Origin of the sequence: Acetatifactor aquisgranensis (assembly GCF_943193215.1) — a bacterium.
Lineage (GTDB): Bacteria > Bacillota > Clostridia > Lachnospirales > Lachnospiraceae > Acetatifactor > Acetatifactor aquisgranensis.
The window spans coordinates 15,195-35,974 of the sequence record NZ_CALPDH010000043.1 but is presented as its reverse complement, the minus strand read 5'-3'; the positions used below and the strand labels follow the sequence as shown (position 1 = coordinate 35,974).

Annotated in this window: 26 protein-coding genes and 3 pseudogenes; 10 read left to right on the top strand and 19 right to left on the bottom strand. The window is 48.1% G+C overall.

Annotated elements, in window-relative coordinates; translation table 11 throughout:
- Positions 1-234 precede the first annotated feature (234 nt).
- Both NFS35_RS25325 and NFS35_RS25320 read left to right on the top strand, forming a co-directional pair.
- The gene (locus NFS35_RS25325; RefSeq protein ID WP_251209816.1) at positions 235-510 is read left to right on the top strand and encodes a hypothetical protein; all 276 of its coding nucleotides are present in this window, start codon (positions 235-237) and stop codon (positions 508-510) included.
- 4 nt (positions 511-514) lie between these two features.
- Positions 515-1,183: a transposase gene (locus NFS35_RS25320; RefSeq protein ID WP_408629657.1), complete on the top strand. Its 669-nt coding sequence runs from the start codon at positions 515-517 to the stop codon at positions 1,181-1,183.
- 502 nt (positions 1,184-1,685) lie between these two features.
- Here NFS35_RS25320 and NFS35_RS25315 read toward each other — a convergent pair.
- From NFS35_RS25315 to NFS35_RS25305, 3 genes are all read right to left on the bottom strand, one after another.
- A complete protein-coding gene (locus NFS35_RS25315) occupies positions 1,686-1,859 on the bottom strand; it encodes a hypothetical protein (RefSeq protein WP_251209815.1) in 174 nt (57 codons plus the stop codon).
- 23 nt (positions 1,860-1,882) lie between these two features.
- Positions 1,883-2,077 (bottom strand): hypothetical protein, encoded by a 195-nt coding sequence (locus NFS35_RS25310; RefSeq protein ID WP_251209814.1) that lies wholly within the window; start codon positions 2,075-2,077, stop codon positions 1,883-1,885.
- 131 nt (positions 2,078-2,208) lie between these two features.
- A complete protein-coding gene (locus NFS35_RS25305; RefSeq protein ID WP_251209813.1) occupies positions 2,209-3,798 on the bottom strand; it encodes an RHS repeat domain-containing protein in 1,590 nt (529 codons plus the stop codon).
- A 327-nt stretch (positions 3,799-4,125) separates the two neighbouring features.
- Here NFS35_RS25305 and NFS35_RS25300 point away from each other — a divergent pair, with 327 nt between their 5' ends.
- From NFS35_RS25300 to NFS35_RS25265, 8 genes and pseudogenes are all read left to right on the top strand, one after another.
- Positions 4,126-4,719: a DUF6431 domain-containing protein gene (locus NFS35_RS25300; RefSeq protein WP_251209812.1), complete on the top strand. Its 594-nt coding sequence runs from the start codon at positions 4,126-4,128 to the stop codon at positions 4,717-4,719.
- An 89-nt stretch (positions 4,720-4,808) separates the two neighbouring features.
- Positions 4,809-5,521 (top strand): annotated as a pseudogene (locus NFS35_RS25295) (DDE-type integrase/transposase/recombinase); the annotation flags it as partial.
- 138 nt (positions 5,522-5,659) lie between these two features.
- The gene (locus tag NFS35_RS25290; RefSeq protein WP_251209810.1) at positions 5,660-6,901 is read left to right on the top strand and encodes a tyrosine-type recombinase/integrase; all 1,242 of its coding nucleotides are present in this window, start codon (positions 5,660-5,662) and stop codon (positions 6,899-6,901) included.
- Positions 6,894-7,847 carry a tyrosine-type recombinase/integrase gene (locus NFS35_RS25285; RefSeq protein ID WP_251209809.1) on the top strand — a complete coding sequence of 318 codons (954 nt, stop codon included), beginning with the start codon at positions 6,894-6,896 and terminating at the stop codon, positions 7,845-7,847. The genes NFS35_RS25290 and NFS35_RS25285 overlap by 8 nt, the downstream gene beginning before the upstream one ends.
- Positions 7,837-8,877: a tyrosine-type recombinase/integrase gene (locus tag NFS35_RS25280; RefSeq protein WP_251209808.1), complete on the top strand. Its 1,041-nt coding sequence runs from the start codon at positions 7,837-7,839 to the stop codon at positions 8,875-8,877. The genes NFS35_RS25285 and NFS35_RS25280 overlap by 11 nt, the downstream gene beginning before the upstream one ends.
- A gap of 119 nt (positions 8,878-8,996) precedes the next feature.
- Positions 8,997-9,578, top strand: a pseudogene (locus NFS35_RS30080) (Mu transposase C-terminal domain-containing protein); the annotation flags it as partial.
- Positions 9,578-10,384, top strand: coding sequence for an ExeA family protein (locus NFS35_RS25270; protein WP_251209806.1), 807 nt, complete (start codon positions 9,578-9,580; stop codon positions 10,382-10,384). The pseudogene NFS35_RS30080 and the gene NFS35_RS25270, both read left to right, overlap by 1 nt.
- A 13-nt stretch (positions 10,385-10,397) precedes the next feature.
- On the top strand, positions 10,398-10,721 hold the full coding sequence (locus NFS35_RS25265) for a DUF6618 family protein (protein WP_251209805.1): 324 nt from the start codon (positions 10,398-10,400) through the stop codon (positions 10,719-10,721).
- A gap of 193 nt (positions 10,722-10,914) precedes the next feature.
- On the opposite strand, the gene dmpI is transcribed toward NFS35_RS25265, so the two are convergent.
- The 16 genes and pseudogenes from dmpI to NFS35_RS25185 all read right to left on the bottom strand — a co-directional run bounded on the left by dmpI (position 10,915) and on the right by NFS35_RS25185 (position 20,734).
- A complete protein-coding gene (gene dmpI, locus NFS35_RS25260; RefSeq protein WP_251209804.1) occupies positions 10,915-11,124 on the bottom strand; it encodes a 4-oxalocrotonate tautomerase DmpI in 210 nt (69 codons plus the stop codon).
- A 125-nt stretch (positions 11,125-11,249) separates the two neighbouring features.
- Complete coding sequence (locus NFS35_RS25255; RefSeq protein WP_251209803.1) at positions 11,250-11,816, bottom strand: hypothetical protein; 567 nt, start codon at positions 11,814-11,816, stop codon at positions 11,250-11,252.
- Positions 11,817-11,820: 4 nt separating this feature from the next.
- Positions 11,821-11,994: a hypothetical protein gene (locus tag NFS35_RS25250; RefSeq protein WP_251209802.1), complete on the bottom strand. Its 174-nt coding sequence runs from the start codon at positions 11,992-11,994 to the stop codon at positions 11,821-11,823.
- Between the two features lie 67 nt (positions 11,995-12,061).
- The gene (locus NFS35_RS25245; RefSeq protein ID WP_251209801.1) at positions 12,062-12,460 is read right to left on the bottom strand and encodes a hypothetical protein; all 399 of its coding nucleotides are present in this window, start codon (positions 12,458-12,460) and stop codon (positions 12,062-12,064) included.
- Positions 12,461-12,540: 80 nt separating this feature from the next.
- Positions 12,541-13,968, bottom strand: a complete 1,428-nt coding sequence (locus NFS35_RS25240) for a DUF4885 family protein (RefSeq protein ID WP_251209800.1) — start codon at positions 13,966-13,968, stop codon at positions 12,541-12,543.
- 131 nt (positions 13,969-14,099) lie between these two features.
- Complete coding sequence (locus NFS35_RS25235) at positions 14,100-14,636, bottom strand: hypothetical protein (RefSeq protein ID WP_251209799.1); 537 nt, start codon at positions 14,634-14,636, stop codon at positions 14,100-14,102.
- A gap of 69 nt (positions 14,637-14,705) precedes the next feature.
- Positions 14,706-15,086 (bottom strand): annotated as a pseudogene (locus NFS35_RS25230) (hypothetical protein); the annotation flags it as partial.
- A 49-nt stretch (positions 15,087-15,135) separates the two neighbouring features.
- Complete coding sequence (locus NFS35_RS25225) at positions 15,136-15,681, bottom strand: hypothetical protein (protein ID WP_251209798.1); 546 nt, start codon at positions 15,679-15,681, stop codon at positions 15,136-15,138.
- A gap of 320 nt (positions 15,682-16,001) precedes the next feature.
- The gene (locus NFS35_RS25220) at positions 16,002-16,562 is read right to left on the bottom strand and encodes a DUF3879 family protein (protein WP_251209797.1); all 561 of its coding nucleotides are present in this window, start codon (positions 16,560-16,562) and stop codon (positions 16,002-16,004) included.
- Between the two features lie 18 nt (positions 16,563-16,580).
- Positions 16,581-17,141 (bottom strand): DUF3879 family protein, encoded by a 561-nt coding sequence (locus tag NFS35_RS25215; RefSeq protein WP_251209796.1) that lies wholly within the window; start codon positions 17,139-17,141, stop codon positions 16,581-16,583.
- Between the two features lie 19 nt (positions 17,142-17,160).
- Positions 17,161-17,796, bottom strand: coding sequence for a DUF6033 family protein (locus NFS35_RS25210; RefSeq protein ID WP_251209795.1), 636 nt, complete (start codon positions 17,794-17,796; stop codon positions 17,161-17,163).
- A 35-nt stretch (positions 17,797-17,831) separates the two neighbouring features.
- Positions 17,832-18,464, bottom strand: a complete 633-nt coding sequence (locus NFS35_RS25205) for a hypothetical protein (protein WP_251209794.1) — start codon at positions 18,462-18,464, stop codon at positions 17,832-17,834.
- Positions 18,461-18,886, bottom strand: a complete 426-nt coding sequence (locus NFS35_RS25200) for a hypothetical protein (RefSeq protein ID WP_251209793.1) — start codon at positions 18,884-18,886, stop codon at positions 18,461-18,463. The genes NFS35_RS25205 and NFS35_RS25200 overlap by 4 nt, the downstream gene beginning before the upstream one ends.
- Positions 18,887-18,919: 33 nt before the next feature.
- A complete protein-coding gene (locus tag NFS35_RS25195; RefSeq protein ID WP_251209792.1) occupies positions 18,920-19,144 on the bottom strand; it encodes a hypothetical protein in 225 nt (74 codons plus the stop codon).
- A gap of 6 nt (positions 19,145-19,150) precedes the next feature.
- Entirely contained in the window at positions 19,151-19,888 is a 738-nt protein-coding gene (locus NFS35_RS25190; protein WP_251209791.1) for a DUF6033 family protein, read from the bottom strand.
- Between the two features lie 93 nt (positions 19,889-19,981).
- A complete protein-coding gene (locus tag NFS35_RS25185) occupies positions 19,982-20,734 on the bottom strand; it encodes a DUF6033 family protein (protein WP_251209790.1) in 753 nt (250 codons plus the stop codon).
- Positions 20,735-20,780 lie beyond the last annotated feature (46 nt).

Genomic DNA, 20,780 nt, shown 5'->3' with positions numbered 1-20,780 from the left:
CCTGTTCCTTGCCGGAAATGACAAAATTCTTTGTGATACTTGAAGTTGCCATGATAAACACCTCCTTTGTTAGTATGATTCTTCCGCTATAATTCATACTTTTCTATCTCTATTTTATTATTTTATATCGGTTAATGCAACAAAACATTTTATGAATTTTTTATAACTTATTTTCCACTTGCTATCCCGCCAAAACAGAGGTAAGCTACGACACCACAGAGAGGAGGGATTGGATTGGAAAAAGATTCTGCATTGTACCAGCTCATGGACACACGCATGCACAGCGTCATGAACGGTATCGTGAGCAGTGACGGGGAATACCAGGCGATTCTCCGAAAGTCTGACGTATACTCCGGCGAACTGGACAGGATGGATTTATCAAAAGAAATCCGGCTGCTGATCGACCGCTACGTCAGCGAGCAGAACGCGCATAGCACTTGTGCTATTGATCCCAGTTCGGGATGCTCGCCTACCTGCTTGGCTTTTCCGACTGCAAGGCCATGTTTTTAGGGAAATGCCTGCCGACAGACGCAAAAGAAATGAATACAGAATTGTAACCGCACATACCATATCCGTGGATGAGATGACCGGGATCCAGGCGCTGGAGCACAAGTACCCGGACAAGCCCGTAATCCCTGGGAAGGCAGCACGTATGGAGTTTGAATACATCCGCCATGGGACGACCAGCCTCATCGGCTTCTTTGACGTTGCCACGAGGCGCATGGAAATGCCGTACCTGAACCCTACACGTACAGAGGAGGACTTCGTGGAGGCCATGCACGCATTGGTCGAGACAGACCCGGAGGCATCATGGACGTTCGTCTGCGATGGGCTGAACACACATAAGTCCGAAAGCCTGGTGCGGTTCATTGCACAGCAGTGCGGCCTTACGGAGGACCTTGGCATCAAAGGGAAGTCCGGCATACTGAAAAGCCTGGAAAGCCGTGCCGAATTCCTCCATGACAAAGACCACCGGATACGTATCGTATATACGCCAAAGCATTGTTCCTGGATGAACCAGATAGAAATCTGGTTTGGCATCATAAACCGCCGCATTCTCAAAAGGAAGAGCTATAAATCAATTGAGGAACTGGAGGCAAGCATCCAGCGGTTTATTGAACAATACAATCTTATGGCAAAGCCCTTCAAGTGGACTTATAAGGGTGTGCCTCTGGTGGCATGATATTACTTGGTTATTAATGCAATGATGTACTAGTACTTTATCCGGTTAGTAACAACACTTTACAGTACTGGAAAAATTTGCTATACTCCATGTTCGGAACCGCGGAAGGAGCCTCGCGCTGGACCATGCAGACAATCGCGGATGAGCTAATCCGCCTGGAAGTGGTCGATTACATTACGGACACCACCGTCTGCGAGGTCATGAAAAAACGAAATCAAGCCGTGGCTCGTAAAGCCAGCCAAAATAACTTGCTTCATCTCTCTCCCATTATTTCTAATCCAAAAATGCTCATATTACCTTCAATATTAATATTTTTCAGTATACACATTTCACGGTTACCGTCTTTCAATATGATGTTTCCGTATTTTTTGTTTCTGCCCGTAGTTCTGTCCTCCAAATTGGTTGGTATAACCATTATAACAAATATGTGATACTAGAAATCGATTACATTCCAAGCGGAATATAGCCTATATCTAATGGAGCTTCACTCTACCACACTTTTTTATAGTTCTACATATTTTTTTAATATTTCCCCCTTATTAATACATTCTTTATTTTCTCCCTCTCTTCTCATAATCTGCTTCAAAATTTTCGCTATTACCAATTTAAAATTCGCAGATCCGTTTTCACTTATCTCTTTCCCAAATAAATCTATATCCTCCTCTTTATATCTCAATAAAGTCATACCTATATATATATTCAAAAAATCTTCACAACTAGATTTATACCAATTTTTCCATGTACTTTTTGCCCCTCATCATATATTTCTTCTAATCCTTTTACATATTCCCTTAATCCCTCTTGCATGTTATGGGCTTCTACTGCCCATAAAGTCATTCTTGCTATCTCTATTATTTGACTATATTCTATATATTCGGAATCAATAATAATCATCCTACACAACGGTACCACATCTTAGACTGTTAAGTCTATATCACCTTTCTTTAATTTATCTTCAATATCATCAAAAAGATTTACGTCACCCTCCTGTATTGCCTGATACATCTGTTTAATAAACTCTTTCATTAACATACCTCCTCCTTCATCTCCTCTAGGCTATGCATATCATTTCCTTCTAACGCTAATGATTCCCTTACCTCTTTCTCCCCAATTGCCATATCGTATTCTTCTTGCAATTTACTTTCCATAATATCCATATCAGCGTTAGGTCTTGTTTCTCCATACACACTTTGTAAATCATATTGATCAAATGCAAGTCTATCTTCATATGACAAAGACTCGTATAAAGCCGTATCATATGGCCGCGAATTACTATTCATACCATAAGTAAAAGTATCTTTATGTGTATCCGTCATCATATTTGAACAGGCTCCTTGATCACGAGTAATGCCTTCACCTCCATTAATAGAATACGATGACGGCATATGATGGGGTGACATATCATCACCAGAAACGGCATCCATTCCTAATACTGCATCCATTTCGCCATTTAACAATCCACTATTAGAATAATGAAGTTTACCAGTATCTTTTTTCTGTTGAAACAACTGATCTCTCCTGAAATATAAAGACTCAACCTTTTGTTCATATGTCATATCAGCAAGGTTTTGCAGCCAATTATTCTGATTCGAATATCCCGTAGGATCATAATACACCACCGGGTTATTCCCACAATATGTGTACAAATTCAGCCCATCACCCCAGTATACATCCTCCTGCATAAATCTTCCTAATACAAGATTATAATACCTTGCCCTCAGATAATACTGCCCAGTTAAATTGTCATACTGCTGACCCGCATAACGAATACGGTTGTGGAACTGCTCTATCGCTTCAAGCTGTTCTCCAAACGTATTATAATGATAACTATTCTGAATTCTATTTTGAGCGCTAACAATAAGTGCTGTATTGAGCTGTTCATCCCTGTGGTAATATGATAGTTTCTGTCCTCTTTGAAAAGCATCAATCCCAAGCCCCAAATAATAGCTATACTCCTGCTCTTCTCTCCCCTCCTCGTACAGAAGTTCTCCTTTATGATATACAAAACCAGTACGATTCCCATCTTCCAATAATTCAAATCGTAGTCCTTCTATATCATAGCGATTTTCCTGTATATGACCATTTTCTGTTTCTACTTTTGTCTGTTGATGTCTGCTGTTATAAAAGAACAATCGGCTTCCTGCACAGTTCCTTTCTTTTACTATACTACCTTGTCTGTCATATGTAAATTCTTTTTTACCGGTATCACTTTCTTCCATAACAAGCTGGTTTTTCTCGTTATATCGATACAGAGTCGCCCCCTTGGAATTCGTCTTCCTAATCCGGTTTCCCGCCCTATCATAGGTATAGCAGATAGAATCACCGTTACACCATTCTTCCAAAAGCTGCCCTCGGACATCATAATCATAAGAGATATCCAACGCACTGTTTCCTTGCGCAATGTCGCCCTGTGCCGCACTTGCTTGTGTGCCCACTTTCGCTGTCCTGTTTCCGTTTCCGTCATACTGATATGTAAAGGAAAGGAGCACATTTTCTCCTACCCTTGTATCAAGGCTAATAATGTTTCCATCTCTGTCATAGGAATAAGCAGTCTCCACGCCGTTGCCATAGCGGATGCTGCTAACTCGATTCAGGGCATCATAGCTATAGCGCACTTCCAGACCGTCATCATTATAAATTCGGCTCCTGCGACCTAATATATCATACTCATAGTGTAGCCCAGCAAATTAAAGTTCCTGTCTCCCGCACAAAAACGTCAAATTAAAATCTCAGTTTTTAAACACTGTCTATAAAAGCGTGCTGCAGGAGGCGGCACGTTTTCCTCTTGACCATCCCATGTCATTCCGATATAGTTTTTATGGAACAAAAAAAGAGAAAGAACAGCACCTCCTACAGTTCGTTCTTTCTCTCACATACCAGTGTGCCTGCCATATACGGGATCGTGTCCCACTCGTGAGGCTCCGGCACCACCGACATATACTATGATAAGAGAAAACTCCCTGTTTTGCAAGCTGATTCGTATAAAAAGTTCATCAAAAGCCCTGTTCGGCTCCTTCATGGCCGGATTCCACCCTGAGCTGCAGACCTGCCCATGCTGTGGGGCAAAGGGCTCCTGCCGTATCCATGCCTACTATGACCGATCCCTGGTGGACTTCATAGGCGGTGCCCCAGTCCGCCACAGCCTCTGCATCATGCGCCTCATCTGTACCTGTGGCCATACCCATGCCATCCTCCCGGACTTCATCATCCCCTACTCCGGCTACGGCCTGTTCTTCCTCCTACGTGTCCTGGCGGAGTATTTCCTGCGCCTTTCCACTGTGGAAAGGCTATGCGAACGCTTCTGTATCACCCTTTCCCAGCTGCGCCGGTGGCTGCAGCTCTTCCGGGTGCAGAAGGAAGATTGGCTCGGCGTGCTCTCCTCCATGGAGGCTTCCGGCCTTTCCTTCCTGAAGTCCCTGCTCACGCAGCCGGCTTATTCAGATTTCGCCTCAGCCTTTGTCCGCCGTTTTACAAAGTCTTTCCTCCAGTCCCATAAGAACCCGGCGCCTTACTGCCAGCAGGTGTTCGGCCCCTGATCCTTTTTCCGTCGGCCACACGCCATGGGTATGGTCTCCCACCCTTCCCTCCTGCATAATGGTGGAAACCACCTAAGGAGGACATTTATATGGACAACAATCCCAAGAACCTTTCGGACGCAGCCGCCATGGCGCAGTTCCGCCTCGCTCTCATAGCGCCGGTCATCCATGGCCTTTATCCGGATGCGTCCAGGAACGCCTATTACCAGCGTGTCACCGAAAGACCGCTCACCCTGCCTGACGGTTCTGTATTCCAGTACAGCCCAAAGACCCTCAGCAAATGGGTGTCCCTCTACCAGAACGGCGGCATCGACGCCCTCATGCCGCAGGAGCGTTCCGATAAGGGCTCCACCCGGGTGCTCCCGGACACGGCCATCGAGGAGATCTACCGCCTCAAGGCGGCCTTCCCACGGCTGAACTCTACACAGATCCACCGGCACCTCGTTGAAGAAGCCTTCATCCCCGCCACGGTCAGCGTCTGCGCCGTCCAGCGCTTCGTGAAGAAACATGACCTGAAATCGGCACGCAACCCGAACATGCGGGACAGGAAGGCATTTGAAGAAGACGCCTTTGGAAAGGATGTGGAAAGCCATGCAGGCATGGCTTGGCCGATACCTGTTGCCTGCCTTATATCACGGAGGACGGCCAGCGCAGGAGGGTATACTGCATCATGGTCATCGATGACCACTCCCGCTTCCTGGTGGGCGGCGGGCTCTTCTACAGCGACAATGCCTATAACTTCCAGAAGGTGCTCAAGGACGCCGTGGCCGCCCACGGGATCCCGGCAAAACTTTATGTCGACTATACCGATGTTTTGACTATTCCGACATATGTCAAATCTGCTTGAAATATATGATTCTTTGCTGAGAAATATCGGAATAGTTTTTATGGTCAGTTAATGGTTTATATGCCATACTTTCCACGAAGGGAGGTGTGGCTTATGGATAGAAGCACACTAAAGCTAACTGAACTTACGGATGCTATTCTTTCTCAAATGGATGCATCCGGGTTCATGGAATCAACAAGGGGGTTTTATGTAACCCTCTTCAGGAGGCTCTGCCGCATGGCGAAAGAAAGGGGGGATAATTACTATACTATTGAGTTGGGTCAGGCCTTTATAGGCGACCAGTCCCATGTGGTCCCAGAAAATACGGAGCGTTATCATCACGAGCGGACTGTTGCATATAAGAGATGCATAAAGCTTGTTGAGTCTTACCTGGCAACAGGCACTGTTGATTGGACCCCCGCATTACATTGTGCGGCTTTTCCCGTCGAATCCGATGCGCTTCGAACCAGCTTCTTAAAGTTCCTCTCGGAGCTGACGAACCGGGAACTTAAGCCGAATACGATTGATGGATACCGCAGGTTCACCTACTACTTTATTGAATATCTGGAGGGAAAAGGATACAGATCCCTTGCTGACGTTAAACGTGGTGATATCGCAGCTTTTATATCCGTCATATGCAGCGAACGTTACCAGGCAACCAGTCTCGGGGCGCATATGCCAGGCCTGAAACCGTTCCTCTCCATGTTTGGGGAAACAGAACCATTCCTGCCCGAAATACCTGGGCATTTGCCAAAAAAGCGTGACATACTCAAGGTATACAGTGATGATGAATACAACAGGATCATCGCCCATCTTGACGAGGCAGAAGGCCTGTCGTTCCGAAATAAAGCGATAACGATACTGGCCATGAATACAGGCTTAAGGGCGGTGGACATCTGTGCGGTCAGGCTGCGGGACATTGACTGGGAACATGGCATCATCCATATCGTGCAGCAGAAGACGGGAAGGACCCATGATATCCCATTGACAGAGGCCATTGGAAATGCGCTTGTTGACTGCCTTCTGAATGAACGGCCTGTGTCAGACCTGGATTTCGTTTTTCTCAGGTCCGTCGCTCCCCATGGCCCCTTGATGAGCCATGCGGGAATCCGGAACATCCTGTTCAACGTGGTCAATGATTCTGACATTGAAGCCAAAGGGCGGAGCTATGGAACCCGGATCACCCGCCACAGCACTGCTTCGCGCATGCTCAGGAACGGAGTGCCGCTTCCTGTCATATCAGAAGCCCTTGGCCATGGAAATAAGGACAGCGTGATGATATACATAACGACGGATAATGCCAAGCTTGCGGAATGCACACTTCCCCTTCCGAGAGGAGGTGCATGCCATGGATAGCCGTACACTTAGGGAAAACGCCACGGAGTTTATCAATCACAAGCGTTCCATAGGCTATGCCTATGAGGCGCAGGAGTGCCTGCTGAACCGATATGTCCAGTTCGCTGGGGCAAGGACGTCTTCACCTGTACCCGTTAAGGACACAACGGATGGATTCCTTTCCTCATTAACCGGCTCCCCGGGCACGCTGTACCAGATGGCAGCTGTCCTCCGGGAATTCAGCAGATACCTGCTGGCACGCGGATTTAAGGAGCCTTATGTGATTCCGCCCAAAACGGCATCCCAGCCTGCTGCGGAGAATCCGTATTTCTTCACGGAAAAAGAGGTCGATGCGTTCTTTGAAGAGCTCGATGCCATTAAGCCCAATAGTTCTTTCAGGGGAAGGGAAACAGTTCTGCCTGCATTGTTTCGGCTGCTTTATTGCTGCGGGCTGCGGTGCAAGGAAGTACGCACGCTCCTTCGCGTCAACGTGCATACGCAGGATCATTATATCGATGTCATCCAGTCAAAGGGCCCGAAGAGCCGCAGGATTTTTATAAGCCATGAGCTGGCTGGATACCCGGCTGATTACGATGTGCGTATAGGCATCCTCTTTCCTGGCAGGGAATACTATTTCCCAAGCAGTACGGGAGGCTGTTGCTCATCACTGTTTGTTTCCAGCAATTTCAGACGTTTCTGGCTGGAAGCGTTCCCGGATTTTGAAATGGCGACACGGCCGAGGGCCTATGACTTCCGCCACCATTTCGCATGGTCCAACCTCAACCGCTGGGCTGCGGAGGGGCTGGACCTGAATGTGATGCTTCCTTACCTTATGAGGTATATGGGGCATCAAAGCGTGAGCGGGACGCTTTACTATTTTCATTTTGTCCCTGAGTTCTTCCCTACATACAAAAGCATGACAGACGCCCCTGAAGATGTCATCCCGGAGGTATCCTATGAAGAATAAGAAAGATGCCTCCAAAAACAGTGCCGTGTTCTGGCAAATGGCGAAGGATTACGTGGACCACAGGCTGCCGGAGATCAGAAAGTCCAGCCCGAATACAGTAAAAGCTTACCGGGACAGTCTGAACAAGTACGTTGGTTACCTTGAATCCGGGAAAAAAATAAGGAGGACGGATATCTGCTTCTCTGATTTCAATAAGCAGAACATCACCGACTTCCTTGATTGGATGCTTAATGCGAAAAAATATGCTTATAAAACCTGCAACCTGCGCATCACGGCGATACATGCCCTGCTGGAGTATGCCGCAAATGAGAACAGCACTGGCCTGATGGCCCTCTACCTTGAAGCATGCACTGTAAAAGGGTTGAAAGTCACGGCAAACCCCATTGGGTATTTCGAAAGCTATCAAATGAAGGCCCTCCTGGCAGCCCCTGATGGAAAAACAACAACCGGGAGACGCAACCAGATGATGCTTATTTTGTACTATGACACAGCAGCCAGGATATCTGAACTTCTGGAGATGACAGTCAGCCAGCTCCACCTTGATGCCGATATTGCTTACCTGACAATCCTTGGAAAAGGAAGGAAGTACCGCAACATACCACTGATGGATAAGACAGTCAGACATTTAAGAAGTTATCTCCATGCCTTTCACAGGGATACCACTGCAGACTGTCCCCTGTTCTATGCAAGGTCACATGGCAGGATACATCCATTGTCCCATGATACAGTGGAAACCATGATAAGAAGGTATTGCAAGGTTTTCGTTGAAAACGGCACATCCATGCCAGGACAGCCGCATTGCCATATGATAAGAAAAACACGGGCCATGGACCTGTATAAAAACGGCATGCCCCTTGCCCATATCCAGCAGCTTTTAGGACATGAAAGCATGTCAACCACTTCCGGTTTCTATGCCTTTGCGACGATAGAAACCCTTTCAAAGTCTATGTCCGCAGCGAATCAAGAAGACACAGGGGCAGGGAAAAAGTGGGATGACCGGGGCATCCTTGAGAAAATCTACTCTCTGTAAATGTAAAAAACTATTCCGACATTTCTGAACCTGAATGACCTGATTCACTCATTCCGGCTCAAAATGTCGGAATAGTCAAAACATCGGTATAGTCGACACTATCACGATATCGTGATAGTGTCGACAATGGCTGCAGCTACTCCAATGAGCAGCTTTCCCTCATCTGCGGCTCCATCGGCACCGTACTTTTACATACGAAAATCCGTGACGGTGCATCCAAGGCCAAAATCGAACGCCAGTTCAGGACGCTCAAGGAGACATGGCTCTATACACTGGATCTGGATTCCGTTACCTCGCTGGCGCAGTTTGGCGGGCTGCTTAAGGACTATATGCGCACCTACAATACGTCCGTCCATTCCGGCATCGGCGCCACGCCCCTGGAGCGCTACCAGCAGGCCCGTTCCGCCATCCGGAGCCCTAAGTCCAGGGAATGGCTGGAAGAGTGTTTCCTGAACCGTATCACCAGAAAGGTGAACAGGGACTCCACCGTCTCTATTGACAAGGTGTCCTATGACGTCCCCATGCAGTTCATCTCCTCAAAGGTGGAGATCCGTTTCCTTCCGGACGACATGTCCTCCGCCTTCATCCTTTATGAGGGGGAGCATTACCCCATCCGGCCTACGGATAAGAATGGGAACTGCAGGACGAAACGCAACAACACGCCATCCATCGATTATTCAAGGATCGGGGGTGAGGGCTGATGTTCCGTTCCTACTATGGGCTTTCCTTCAATCCCTTTGACAAACAGAATGCCAAAGAAAAGGACCGGTTCCTCTCAAAGGACATCTCGGAGATGACGTCCCGGCTGGACTACCTCAAGGATACAAGAGGCATAGGACTTTTTACCGCGCGGCCAGGCATGGGCAAGTCCTTCGCCCTGCGCTGCTTTGCGAAGAGCCTCAACCCGAACCTCTGCCACATGGAGTACATCTGCCTCTCCACCGTCAGCGTCATGGAGTTCTACCGCCAGCTCTGCTCTGTCTTAGGGGTGGAGCCAAGGGGCGGCAAGCCCGGCATGTTCCGCGCCGTACAGGAGCAGATCCTCTACCTCTACAGGGACAAGAAGCAGCCGCTCCTCCTGGCAGTCGATGAGGCACAGTACCTCTCCACCGGCATCCTGGAGGACATCAAGATGCTCATGAACTACGGATATGACTCCCTCAACTGCTTCACGCTCATCCTCTGCGGGGAGCCCCACCTGAACAGCACCCTGAAGAAGCCCGTCCATGAGGCCCTGCGCCAGAGGATCACCGTGCATTACAACTTTTCCGGACTCTCGGATTCAGAAGTGGCGCAGTACATCCTCCACAAGATCGCCTGTGCCGGAGGAGCCGCCTCCATCATCGACCAGGCGGCGCTCTCCGCCGTCCACAGCCACTCCCAGGGGAGCCCCCGCCTGGTGGACAACCTGATGACCGATGCACTGACACTGGGGGCACAGATGGACAAGAAGCTGATTGATACAGATGTCATCCTGGCTTCCGTCAGCAGCCAGAATCTCGGATAGGGAGGCATGGAACATGGATTATACCTGTATCTTAAAAAGCGGCTCCCACAGGGAGACCTGGACCGGGGAGATTATCCTGCTGGGCATGGGAAACGGATGGTATGAGGCTGAGATCAATGGGCGGGGGACTTACTTCCACATCCTCGCCGGACGGCATAAATATGGGAATTACCTGTGCATCCCCAACCACGACATAGGGTGCGAGCTCTCCGATTTCTCCGATATCTTCTGGAATGAGGAACGGCTCAGCCATCTGATACGGAAGGTGGATGCGGTGACTGTCGCCGCCGGCCTGGTCCATCTGCCTGCCATGGCTGCCGGACAGCTGAAAAACTGAATGCTTCATATGGCTGTGGATCTCATGACGGGATCCATGGCCTTTTTATATTTCAGGAGAAAATCCGTGCTGACAGCAGTGCGCCGCATTTTCGGCAGGATCATGCATTCACAGACGGCACTGCGCGGTCAATGGGATAAAGGTTGGAAAAATAATCTGCTGTTTGCGTCTCCCTCAATTCGCCGTCCGACAATCACTTATGTTTCTGCATATACTCTGCTTTCACTTTATCAATCGTCTTACCGCCAATGCCAAAATTTTTGTCCGGCACTTCCTTAATTGTTGTAACAAAAAATTCCTGCGGTACTTTCATAATCTCGGAAGATACTTCCGTCAACCGTTTTATCAGTTCCTCCTTTTGGTCATCTGATAAAGCTCCACTTTCAATTGTAATATAAGGCATTTTATCTCTCCTTCCTATTGTTCTAAATTTTTCCCTGCTCCCCGATTCCCCAATCTGCCAGAATGTCAGGGATACCCTCCCTTGCCGGGCTTTGGTTTATCGGGGATATAGGGATGAGGAATAGCTTACTTATTATCCAGAAAATCCAAAAACTGCTTATAATCCAGATATCCTTTCAGATTCCCCGCATCATACTGCGTCTGCATAGCATCTTTTAAAACACCGATCCAGTCTTTCATCCCGAACAGGTCATCATGTGTTTTATTGTCAGCTCCATGCTGATTTGCCCCTGCCCTGATAAAAGCAGACTGTGCGCCCGGACATTTCCCGCTTGCCGATAAATGGCTGGAATATGCAAACATATCTATATAGTCGCTGCCCGCTGTGTCAACTTTCGACACATCCACCATGCGTTCTGTCACATTTCCGCCTTTATCCCATACCTTCACTTTATATACCGGGTTCGCAGGGTCAAAGTCCTTCGGCTGGTAGACCGTAAGGGAATAATCCGCCCCACACATTGAGCCGATTGCCTTTCCGTCCTTATCGTTTGAAATATGTAACTCAAATGTACCGCCGGATGACTGTGTTGCTGGAACCATATTACACATCTGGTCAGCGTAATTCCTTCTTGCCCTTCTCGTTTCATACCCTGCTGCCGGGTATCCTGCTCCTATTCCGTTTACATTCATTTTCTTAATCTCCTCCATTATTTTTGTCAGCCCCTCTGTCGTTCAGAGCCGCATCAGCTCCCTCGTAATAAGTCCGAGCAGTTTTCTCCCGGAGGGAATCAGACAGCTTCCATTCCTTTTTGGATGACGCTTTGGGGATGCCCGCATGATGGCTTTTTGCTATTCCTGTTATATCCATTTCAATCGTCTCTCTCAGTTTTGCCGGAAATGCCGGGGATGCCTGCCCTGCCTTGTCAGGCTGTGGCTTATTGATGGTATGCGTCCGTTGAATTTATCCCCTCTTTCATCTTTTTTCGGACGATCAGCTTCGCAATAACCGCCACCGCCACAAAAATAAGCATAACTATGCCATAAACAAAAATACTTGTGTACCACGGTGCTGATTGCATAGCATATAAATCAGGGTGTTTTTTATAATCACAAAATACATATATTCCACATCCAATGAAAACTCCTACAAAAGAACCGATTGTTATATTTGTAATTTGGTTCAGCTTTTTTAACATCCCAAATACCTCTCTTATCACAATTATATTCTCCAATCTGCCAGAACGCCGGGGATGCCTGCCCTGCTTTGTCAGGCTGTAGCTTATTGGGAATATGAAACCATAGAATCCATTTCCTTCTATGCCTTTATACTGCATAACGCTGAATACTGCCTAATGCAATCAAGCGATTGAACCAGTCAGCGTTATGCAGTCTGGTTTCACGGCAAGTGAAATCGTTAAGCGTATATATCAAGGCCGCCCCGCAGCGCTCCCCTGCCCGGAAGGCGCAATACTTCTTTCGTAAGAGGTACAACACGCCCATTACTGACTGCATAATCCAATAGCTGCTGCATCGCTTTCAGATTCGGCTGGGACAGCAGTGTCCCACTCTTCCCATATGTCCTGTTCCCCAGCTCTGAAAGGACTTCCTCCGTATATGCCATCTGCCCGTCCAGCCATTTCTCATAGGCTGTCGGCTCCGCTTTCTCCCTGCGCAGGGTCTCCTCCCGTTCTTTACGGTAATTTTCCCAATACCGGCAGTGCCGGTTCCTGCTATCCTCCAGCCATTCCCTCTGGCCCGGCCCGTATCCGTATTCCGTATCAATGTCATAAAGACTGCCATTTTTATAGCCGATGGTAAGCCCGCGCCCATCTTCCTTATCCCATCCCTCTTTCACAAATACCTGATAATCTTTATACAAGGATTCCATAGGCAGGGCATCCATCTCACCATTTGCCCGCTTTTCATTATACTGCTCTGTTACTACATCCCACAGGTTCCGCCCATCCGGCGTATAGATTACCCCGTCCCTGTTTTCCAGTTCCCTCATGTCCAGCCCTGTCATGTCATTTACAAAATGCCACATGACCGCCTTCTCCTGGTATGCCGTATCATATAAATACTGCCTGGGCTGCTCAAACCCATTATTCGCCGGATTGCACCAGCGCAGATGCTCATACAGGTATCTTCCATTGTTTCCCCTGTTCAGGACTTCCTCTATCTGCCTTGCCAGCGCCTCGTCCACACCGCCTGCATGGATTTTGTACTCATACGGGTCAACCCGCAGGCGCAGGTCTGCCCCTTCCGGTATGTCAATGCCGTTTTCCGCAAAAAGCCAGTTGATGGAATCATTCATGCCGCGCCGCACCTCATCATTCCATTCCTCATCGTTCATGATTCCACCAAAGTTCTTCTGGATTACCGGGTCATAGCTGTTCACTGCCGCCGGAAGCCCGTTCAGGACACGCCTTTCGGATTCCGCACATATCTCGCGCTCCCTCTGTGTCAGCCCCTTCACATAATAAGGGGATTTTGTGTTATAGTATTTATCCCATATATGCTTTGACGGATTATCAAATTTTCTATTTTCTTCATTTACCTTTGCATAATGCTCATCAATGGCCTTCGTATATTTTTCATATTTCGCAATGACAGATGGCATGGGAAATGTTGTTGCGCTGTCCTGCTGTGGCAGGCCGCCGCTTTGGGATGCCCGCTCCGCATAGACTGGGACGGCCTGCCCCCTTTGGTGCGTTTTCACCACACTGTCAGCCTTTGCAGGTGCTTTTACTTCCCCTGCCCTGTGCCGGGATGCAGCCGTCTGATTACTATATAAGGCGGAATATTCCTTTGCTGCACTGCTTCCGATTCCACTAACACTCATTCTTGAATATCCTCCATTCTTTTTCCGTTCTCCCCCTGCTCTCCTGATTCCCTAATCTGCCGGAACATCAGAGATGCCCGCCCTCCGTGGCTTATCGGGTATATACAGCCGTGGGGCAGGCTGTTTTTCAATCATGATTTGACTTTACAGAAAGTAAGGATATCGTTGATCCACTTCCCATACCGCAGATACCCGTCCCAATTTCCAAGCGTTTTCATGTTATTCATAAGCTCGTGCGCCATTGCCATATAATCTGCTTTTTCGTGGTAGGAAGTGCCGTCCATCTTATCTTTCAGTATCGACATGGTCATGAAATTGCTGTCTGACTTATTCCCTGTATGTGCATTTAACGCAAGCATCTCCGTATAAGAGCAGCTATTCGGATTTACCTTGCTCACATCCACTGTCTGCTCGTATTCATTTCCGTTTTTGTCAGTGCCTTTCACAAGGTAAACCGGATTATCCTCTGAAAAATCATCCGCCCGGTATACGTTTGCGCTTTCTCCGGTCTTCACATGATGGATGGAAAATACTGCGTCAGGATCGATATGCACTACATTTCCTGTTGATTTCACATTCGCCCCGAAATCACCTTTCGCACTGTTTTCTGCTTTCCTTGCTCCCTGCCATGCCGGATATCCTGTTGTCCCTATTCCATTTACATTCATTTTTCAAATCCTCCATTTTTGACAATCTGGCAATTAGAAGTGTCCCTGTCTTCTGTGCCATAATGTACACTATAATTGCTCCAGCTTCTCCAAAAACGCCCTGTAAAACTCCCCTTCCTTGATGCGGGCCTGCTGAACCTCTATGCTCCTGGGCGTATATACCCTTGGATGCTCCAAATCGTACAGCGCCTTTTTCGTTGCCTGGATTGCAGATTCCACTGTGTTTCCAAGGATGTCAAGATTCTCCGTTTCACCCTTAAGCTGCCTATTAAGCCGCTGCACCATCATCTGCGATATGTGGCTCATCATTCCGTTGCCCCGGATCCCCATGCCATTCGCATTTGCTTCTTTTGCCGCCTCCATCCACGCATCCTTCACTTCCTGCGGGGCGCCCTGGCCGACCATCTCAAAGGCTTTCTCGTCCTGGTCGGCTGCTCTGCCCTGCGCCAGGGATGCCTGCGCCCTCTGTGGCTTATTGGGAATATGTAGCCGATAGAACTTATTTCCTGTTCATGAAATCCCAATACGCCTGCATACTGTACTGGTAATATGCCACCAGTTTTTGCTGCCCTAACAGCCTCATATCACTGATCTGCTTTTGAAACATATCCATAAAGTCTGCCCTGTCATGCAATCCCATCTCTCCTGTCTCCGGTGGAAGGGAGGAAAGGCCTCCGTTTTTATCTACGCTAAGATGCGCTTCCAAAGCCCGCATCTCCACAACCGTTGCACATTTCGGATTTATCTTGTTGATATGTATGGTCTGCTCAAATTCATTTCCATTTTCATCAACACCTTTTGCAATCACAGTCGGATCATCCTCTGTTGAACTTTCCGCATATTTGATGTAAAAGGACAGTCCTGTCCCGTTACCGCCAGAGTACAGCATATCATCTGTTTTCATATAGACTATAGATGTATGCGGCTTTGCACCTGCCACATTGTTCATCTGTGCCGCAAAACTCTTTCCTGCTGCATTCTGCCGTGTCCTCCTTGCCCCCTGCCATGCCGGATATCCTGTTGTTCCCATTCCGTTAATATTCATTTTTTCAAATCCTCCATTGTAATCAATTATTTATACTGCTTAACGATTTCACTTGCCATGAAACCAGACTGCATAACGCTGACTGGTTCAATCACATGATTGCAATAGGCAGTATTCAGCGTTATGCAGTATAAATGGCAGCCCCTCTGTCGTTCAAAGCCGCTCCCGCTCCCTCATAATAGGTCCGAGCGGTTCATTACTTTATAAATACATTTTATCTAACTTCCTCGATCAAATTCCATGCTGACCTTCACCTCCTTCTAAATTACCCCCGACAGGGGTGCATGGTTTTTGCGTCTCCGCCGAATAGCGGGTATGGATTATATCTTCATATCCAGCCCTTTTGCTTCTCCCGATACCATTGACGTGATGCTCTCATCCGCAAAGATTTCATCCAGCACATCAGATGGAATCGGCCTGCCATGCGTCCAGCCGGGTACTTTCTCCTTTACGGCACTGGCTACTTTTCTTCCAATACTTATTTCCAACTGCCCTAAAGTCCATGCCGCAGCTACCCGGTCTTCCTTCTTTAATGTCTTATAATAATTATTTTTTGCCTGAGCCATTTCTTCCCACTCTGCTTCATTATCACCGGACATTCCATTGTATTTATAATACGCATCCTTCACGCTGTTAAAAACGCGCTGCTTCATCTCATCAGATACCTTGATAATCTTCCTCGCATTGGGATTGTTGGTAACGCACATCCCTTCCACACCATAAGAATTTTTCCTATGTCCGGTAAGCTGGTCTTCCAGCGTATTCCTCCCGCCCGCACTGGAACGCCTTGCCCCGGCGAAAGGCATATTCGTGTTTGCTTTGCCGCCGTTCATCCTTGATAAAAGCTGCCAGATTCCCTGGCTGTTATTTCCTATACGCATGATAAAATCCCTCCAAAATCAGATTTTCATATCCAGCCCTTTTGCTTCTCCTGATACCGTTGATGTGATACCTTTATCCGCAAAAATCTCATCCAGCACGTCAGACGGAATCGGCTTGCCATATGTCCAGCCGGGTACTTTTTCCTTTACGGCACTGGCTACCTTGTTCGCAAAATTCACCTTCATCTGTCCCAAAGTCCAAGAGGTGGCAGAACGGTCTTCCTTCTTTATCGTTTTCAGGTAATTATTTATGGCCGCACTATATCTTTTCTGCTCTGCCTCGTTATCGCCCGACATACCGTTATACTTATAAAACGCATCCTTCACATCATTATAGACAAACTGCTTCATCTCGTCTGACACAGGCATGATCCTTTTCCGGTTGCTGCCCTTCGTTATCACCATGCCCTCCACGCCATGCGAATTTTTGTAATGACCGGTAAGCAAATCTTCCAGCGTATTTCTGCCGCCCGCACCGGAACGCCTTGCCCCGGCGAAAGGTGTATTCGTGTTTGCTTTGCCGCCGTTCATCCTTGATAAAAGCTGCCAGATTCCCTGGCTGTTATTTCCTATACGCATGATAAAATCCCTCCTCCTTCTATATGGTCAAATCCAACTGTGCGCCCTTGCCTTCTTCCTGAATCTTCACGGACGCACCCGCTCCTGTCCTGATCTTCTCCAACAGCTTTTCCAGCGTCTCCGCTTTTTCCAGCCGTTTTTCCTTCAGGGCTTCTTCCTCTTTCTTCTTTGCCCGCTTTTCCTCCGACTGTTCCTGCAATATCTTCTTATAATCCGTTCCCTGCCGTGTATCCCTGCTGTACCTGCTTACGCTCCAATATGAGACTTTTCCATTTTTGTCAATAGAAACACCGCAGGCCAGATTTTCTCCCCCAAGGTCAGCAATCCGGGATTTCATTTCCTCTGTCGATTTTGGAACGTCTGCAATCACCTGCTCATATTTCGCCGCAAATGCAGAATCTTTCGCCATCTTTTCAGCGATATTGGAAGCAAGTGCCAGATTGTTCCCGCCCTGGCTCCCGAATACATAGGCATCCGACTGTTTCTCATTTGTAAAATCAACAAGGGAAATCTTTATCTCGTATTTCTTTTCCAGACCGCTGATGTATTCCTCCGTGGTCTGCTGTGCGGGAGCCGTATCCTTTCCGCCTTTCGTAGCACCGGCGTAATTTGCCGCATATGTGTTTGTGTAATCCGTTACTCCTGAAATTGCCATAATAATCATCCTTCTTGAAAATTTATTTTCTTACATCAGACTGCCAGCCATTTCATAAAGCGGCTTATGTTCGCGCTGATCCATGAATTGGAAAGGCTGCTCTGGTTCTGCAGGCTTTCCAAAAACGACTGGAAACCGTTGTATTTCACATTCTGGAATGTGGCCGGCAGCTTTGTCTTTTCCACTTTCTCCTTCCAGTCTGCATAGCCGCTGTCCTTCTTCGTGTCGGAAGAAGCATCCAGTATCTTCTTCGCCGCTTTTGTGTATAATTCTATGAACTTAGCGGAATGGTTCTCCCTGTCCTTATGGTTTATGATGCTCTGGTTCAGCTCGTTGATCTGGTTATACAGCTCGGTGTCATTCGCTTTCAGCCAGCCCTCCATATCCACATAGCTGCCGGGTGCGCCGGACATCCGCACCTTCCCCTCCTGCACATTGTATATGACCTTCCCGCCGTCCGAAACGGAACCGTTCAGGCCGTACTTCGCAACCGTCTCCATCGCGGACATAAAATCTGCCGCATGGGATTCATCCAGATAATTCTCCGCCAGATACTTGGCCGCCTCCAGGCCAAAGGCCGCCATGTCCTGCCTTTCCTGTTCCGATAATCCCGAAGCGTCACCCGGCATGAGGTAATTCGAGATGATGCCCATCGTGGAACTGATCACATTATCACCGGCCCCGCAAGGCTGTTGTAAAGATGCTCGTTTGTTTCATAATTCGGGATGACAATCCTGTGCGTGTTCTCATGCTGTATGACATTCTCCGCCTGGAATGCGGCATCTCTTGCCGCCCTCTTTGCCGCTTCCTCCTCGGTCATTGCCCTGCCGGACATGAACTTGCCGCCTCCCGCAAGAGCCGCAAGGCCGTCTCCCGAAAACTCCACTATGACGCTGTCCCCATACTGTGAACGGATGTCCTTCATCGCCTGCAGGGTTTCCTCCCTCGACATCTTATCCATGACCTTGTTGCCATGCTCATCCGTGGTGTTGAACTCATATTTTACAAGGGTGTCCTTCTTATATGCGCCGCTACCATATGAGGGGATATTTGTTGTTCCCCTATAAAACTGGCTGTAATCAATATTCATGACCTGCACTCTCCTTTGCTGTATTCTGACTCGTTATGCCTTGATGTCAACAGGCTTATGGTACGCATCCGATATGACGGTTACCGGCTTTTCTGAAACCTGAATCTTTTCCAGCCGTTCTTCCTCCTGTTCCTTCTGCTCCTTCCTCTTTTCCTCGGTGCGCTCCTGCTCCTTCTTCTCTTTTAATTTTTCCTCCCGTTCCTCTGCCAGTTCTTTCCAGACCTTTACCCCGCTGTCGGATAAGTTTGCTGAACTCAAGGGGCTTTATGCCTTTATGTCAAAACTGCCCCCTGTGGGTGATGATGTGCCAGATACCGCCGCAACAATATTCTGTGTAACGCTTTTCACATTCGTGCCAGTGGCAGATACCGTGAACGTACCTTCCGTCAATTTATCCATCTGCTCTTTTCTCTCTGCCCGCCGTTCCGCCGCCTTTTTTTCCTCTGCCTTTTTCTCCTTGCGCCTCTCGGCGGCCTTTTCTTCGGCTGCTTTCTTCTCTTTCGCCCGCCGTTCCGCATTTTCTTTGGCTATTTTTCCATCCGGGTCACTTGTACCGGAGATTGCTACTGAAATATTCCCATTTGCGTCAACACTGTAGCTGAGATTGGTCAGTGTTCCACGACAGCTTGATACTGCGCTTTTCGCACAGTCCGGCAATGCCGCCAGATTTTCTTCCAGATATTTTGCTTTTTCCGGGTCGTTCATGCATTTCTTCAGGAAAGCACCCGATACGGATACCGTTGTCGGGACGCCCTGCATGGAGGTTGTACCCGAATTCATATAGCTGTACTTGCCCTGCAAGTATTTGGAATAGTCATTGACATTGCTGTACCCTGTCTTGATCTGTTCCGTTTTTGTTCCACCGGTTGAGGTTTTCAGTTCCACCGTGCTTGTTGTCACATTGCTTTCCTTTGCAGTATTTGTGTAGCCTTTCCCATAATCGCTGTGATTCTGCTTCCTGACTGCATAGTCAGGAAGATTCCCGGTAATCTCCATTGACATAATATTATCCTCCTTCAAAAAATCTTACCTGCGTCCCCTCTGTCATTCAGGGCCGCCCATGCCCCCTTGCGGTAAGTCCGGGCATAATCTTCCCTACTTCATAATGCCCGCCGCTTCCATAATCCCCGCCGCTTCCATAATGTTCTGTTCATATGCCGCAAACGCAGAACCCATAACTCCCGGTGCTTCCGTATATGTAACTCTGCTCATATCCACTGCGCGACTGGCAAAAAACTCCGCCACAGCCTGTTTCCTGTAAGCTATTTCCATCTGCTGTTTCCGCTCTTCCGCCGCCTCCTGGCTGCGCTCCATACTTGCTTCCCTCTGTGCGGCTTCTTTCTCCCGCTTTGCCTTATTGATTGCATTCACCTCCGCCACACGCTCCGGGGAATCGCCGCATCCGCCGATATAGGTAACGCTCCCATCCTCATGGACGACTACCCCGCACGGCTGGTAATCAAGCCCCTGCGCCGCAAAGGATGCTTTCAATCTCGGCGTGGCTTCAAAGAAGTCATCTATCTTTCCCTCGTAATAAGCCGCCTTTTCCGGGTCATTTGCCATCTGCTCCAGAATGTTCGGGGCAATCACAACATCATTGCCGCTCATGCTCTTTCCTGCCCTGTCAAGGCTCTTCTGGTCTTTCCCGATACTCTGGATTCTCACATTGCCATACTTTGACCGCAGATATTCTGTGTAAGCATCCGCTTTTGATGTGTCTGCCGTTTCTCCCGTTTTCTGCAACTGTAACTGTTCTGTAAAACTCGCCCCACTTGCCGATGTTTTCTGTGTCCTATTGGCGTACTGATATGCGTCCGCCAAAGCTCTGTTTACTCCTGAAATGCTCATAAATAATTCTGCTCCTTCCAAAACTATTTGTATCACAGTCCTTCTG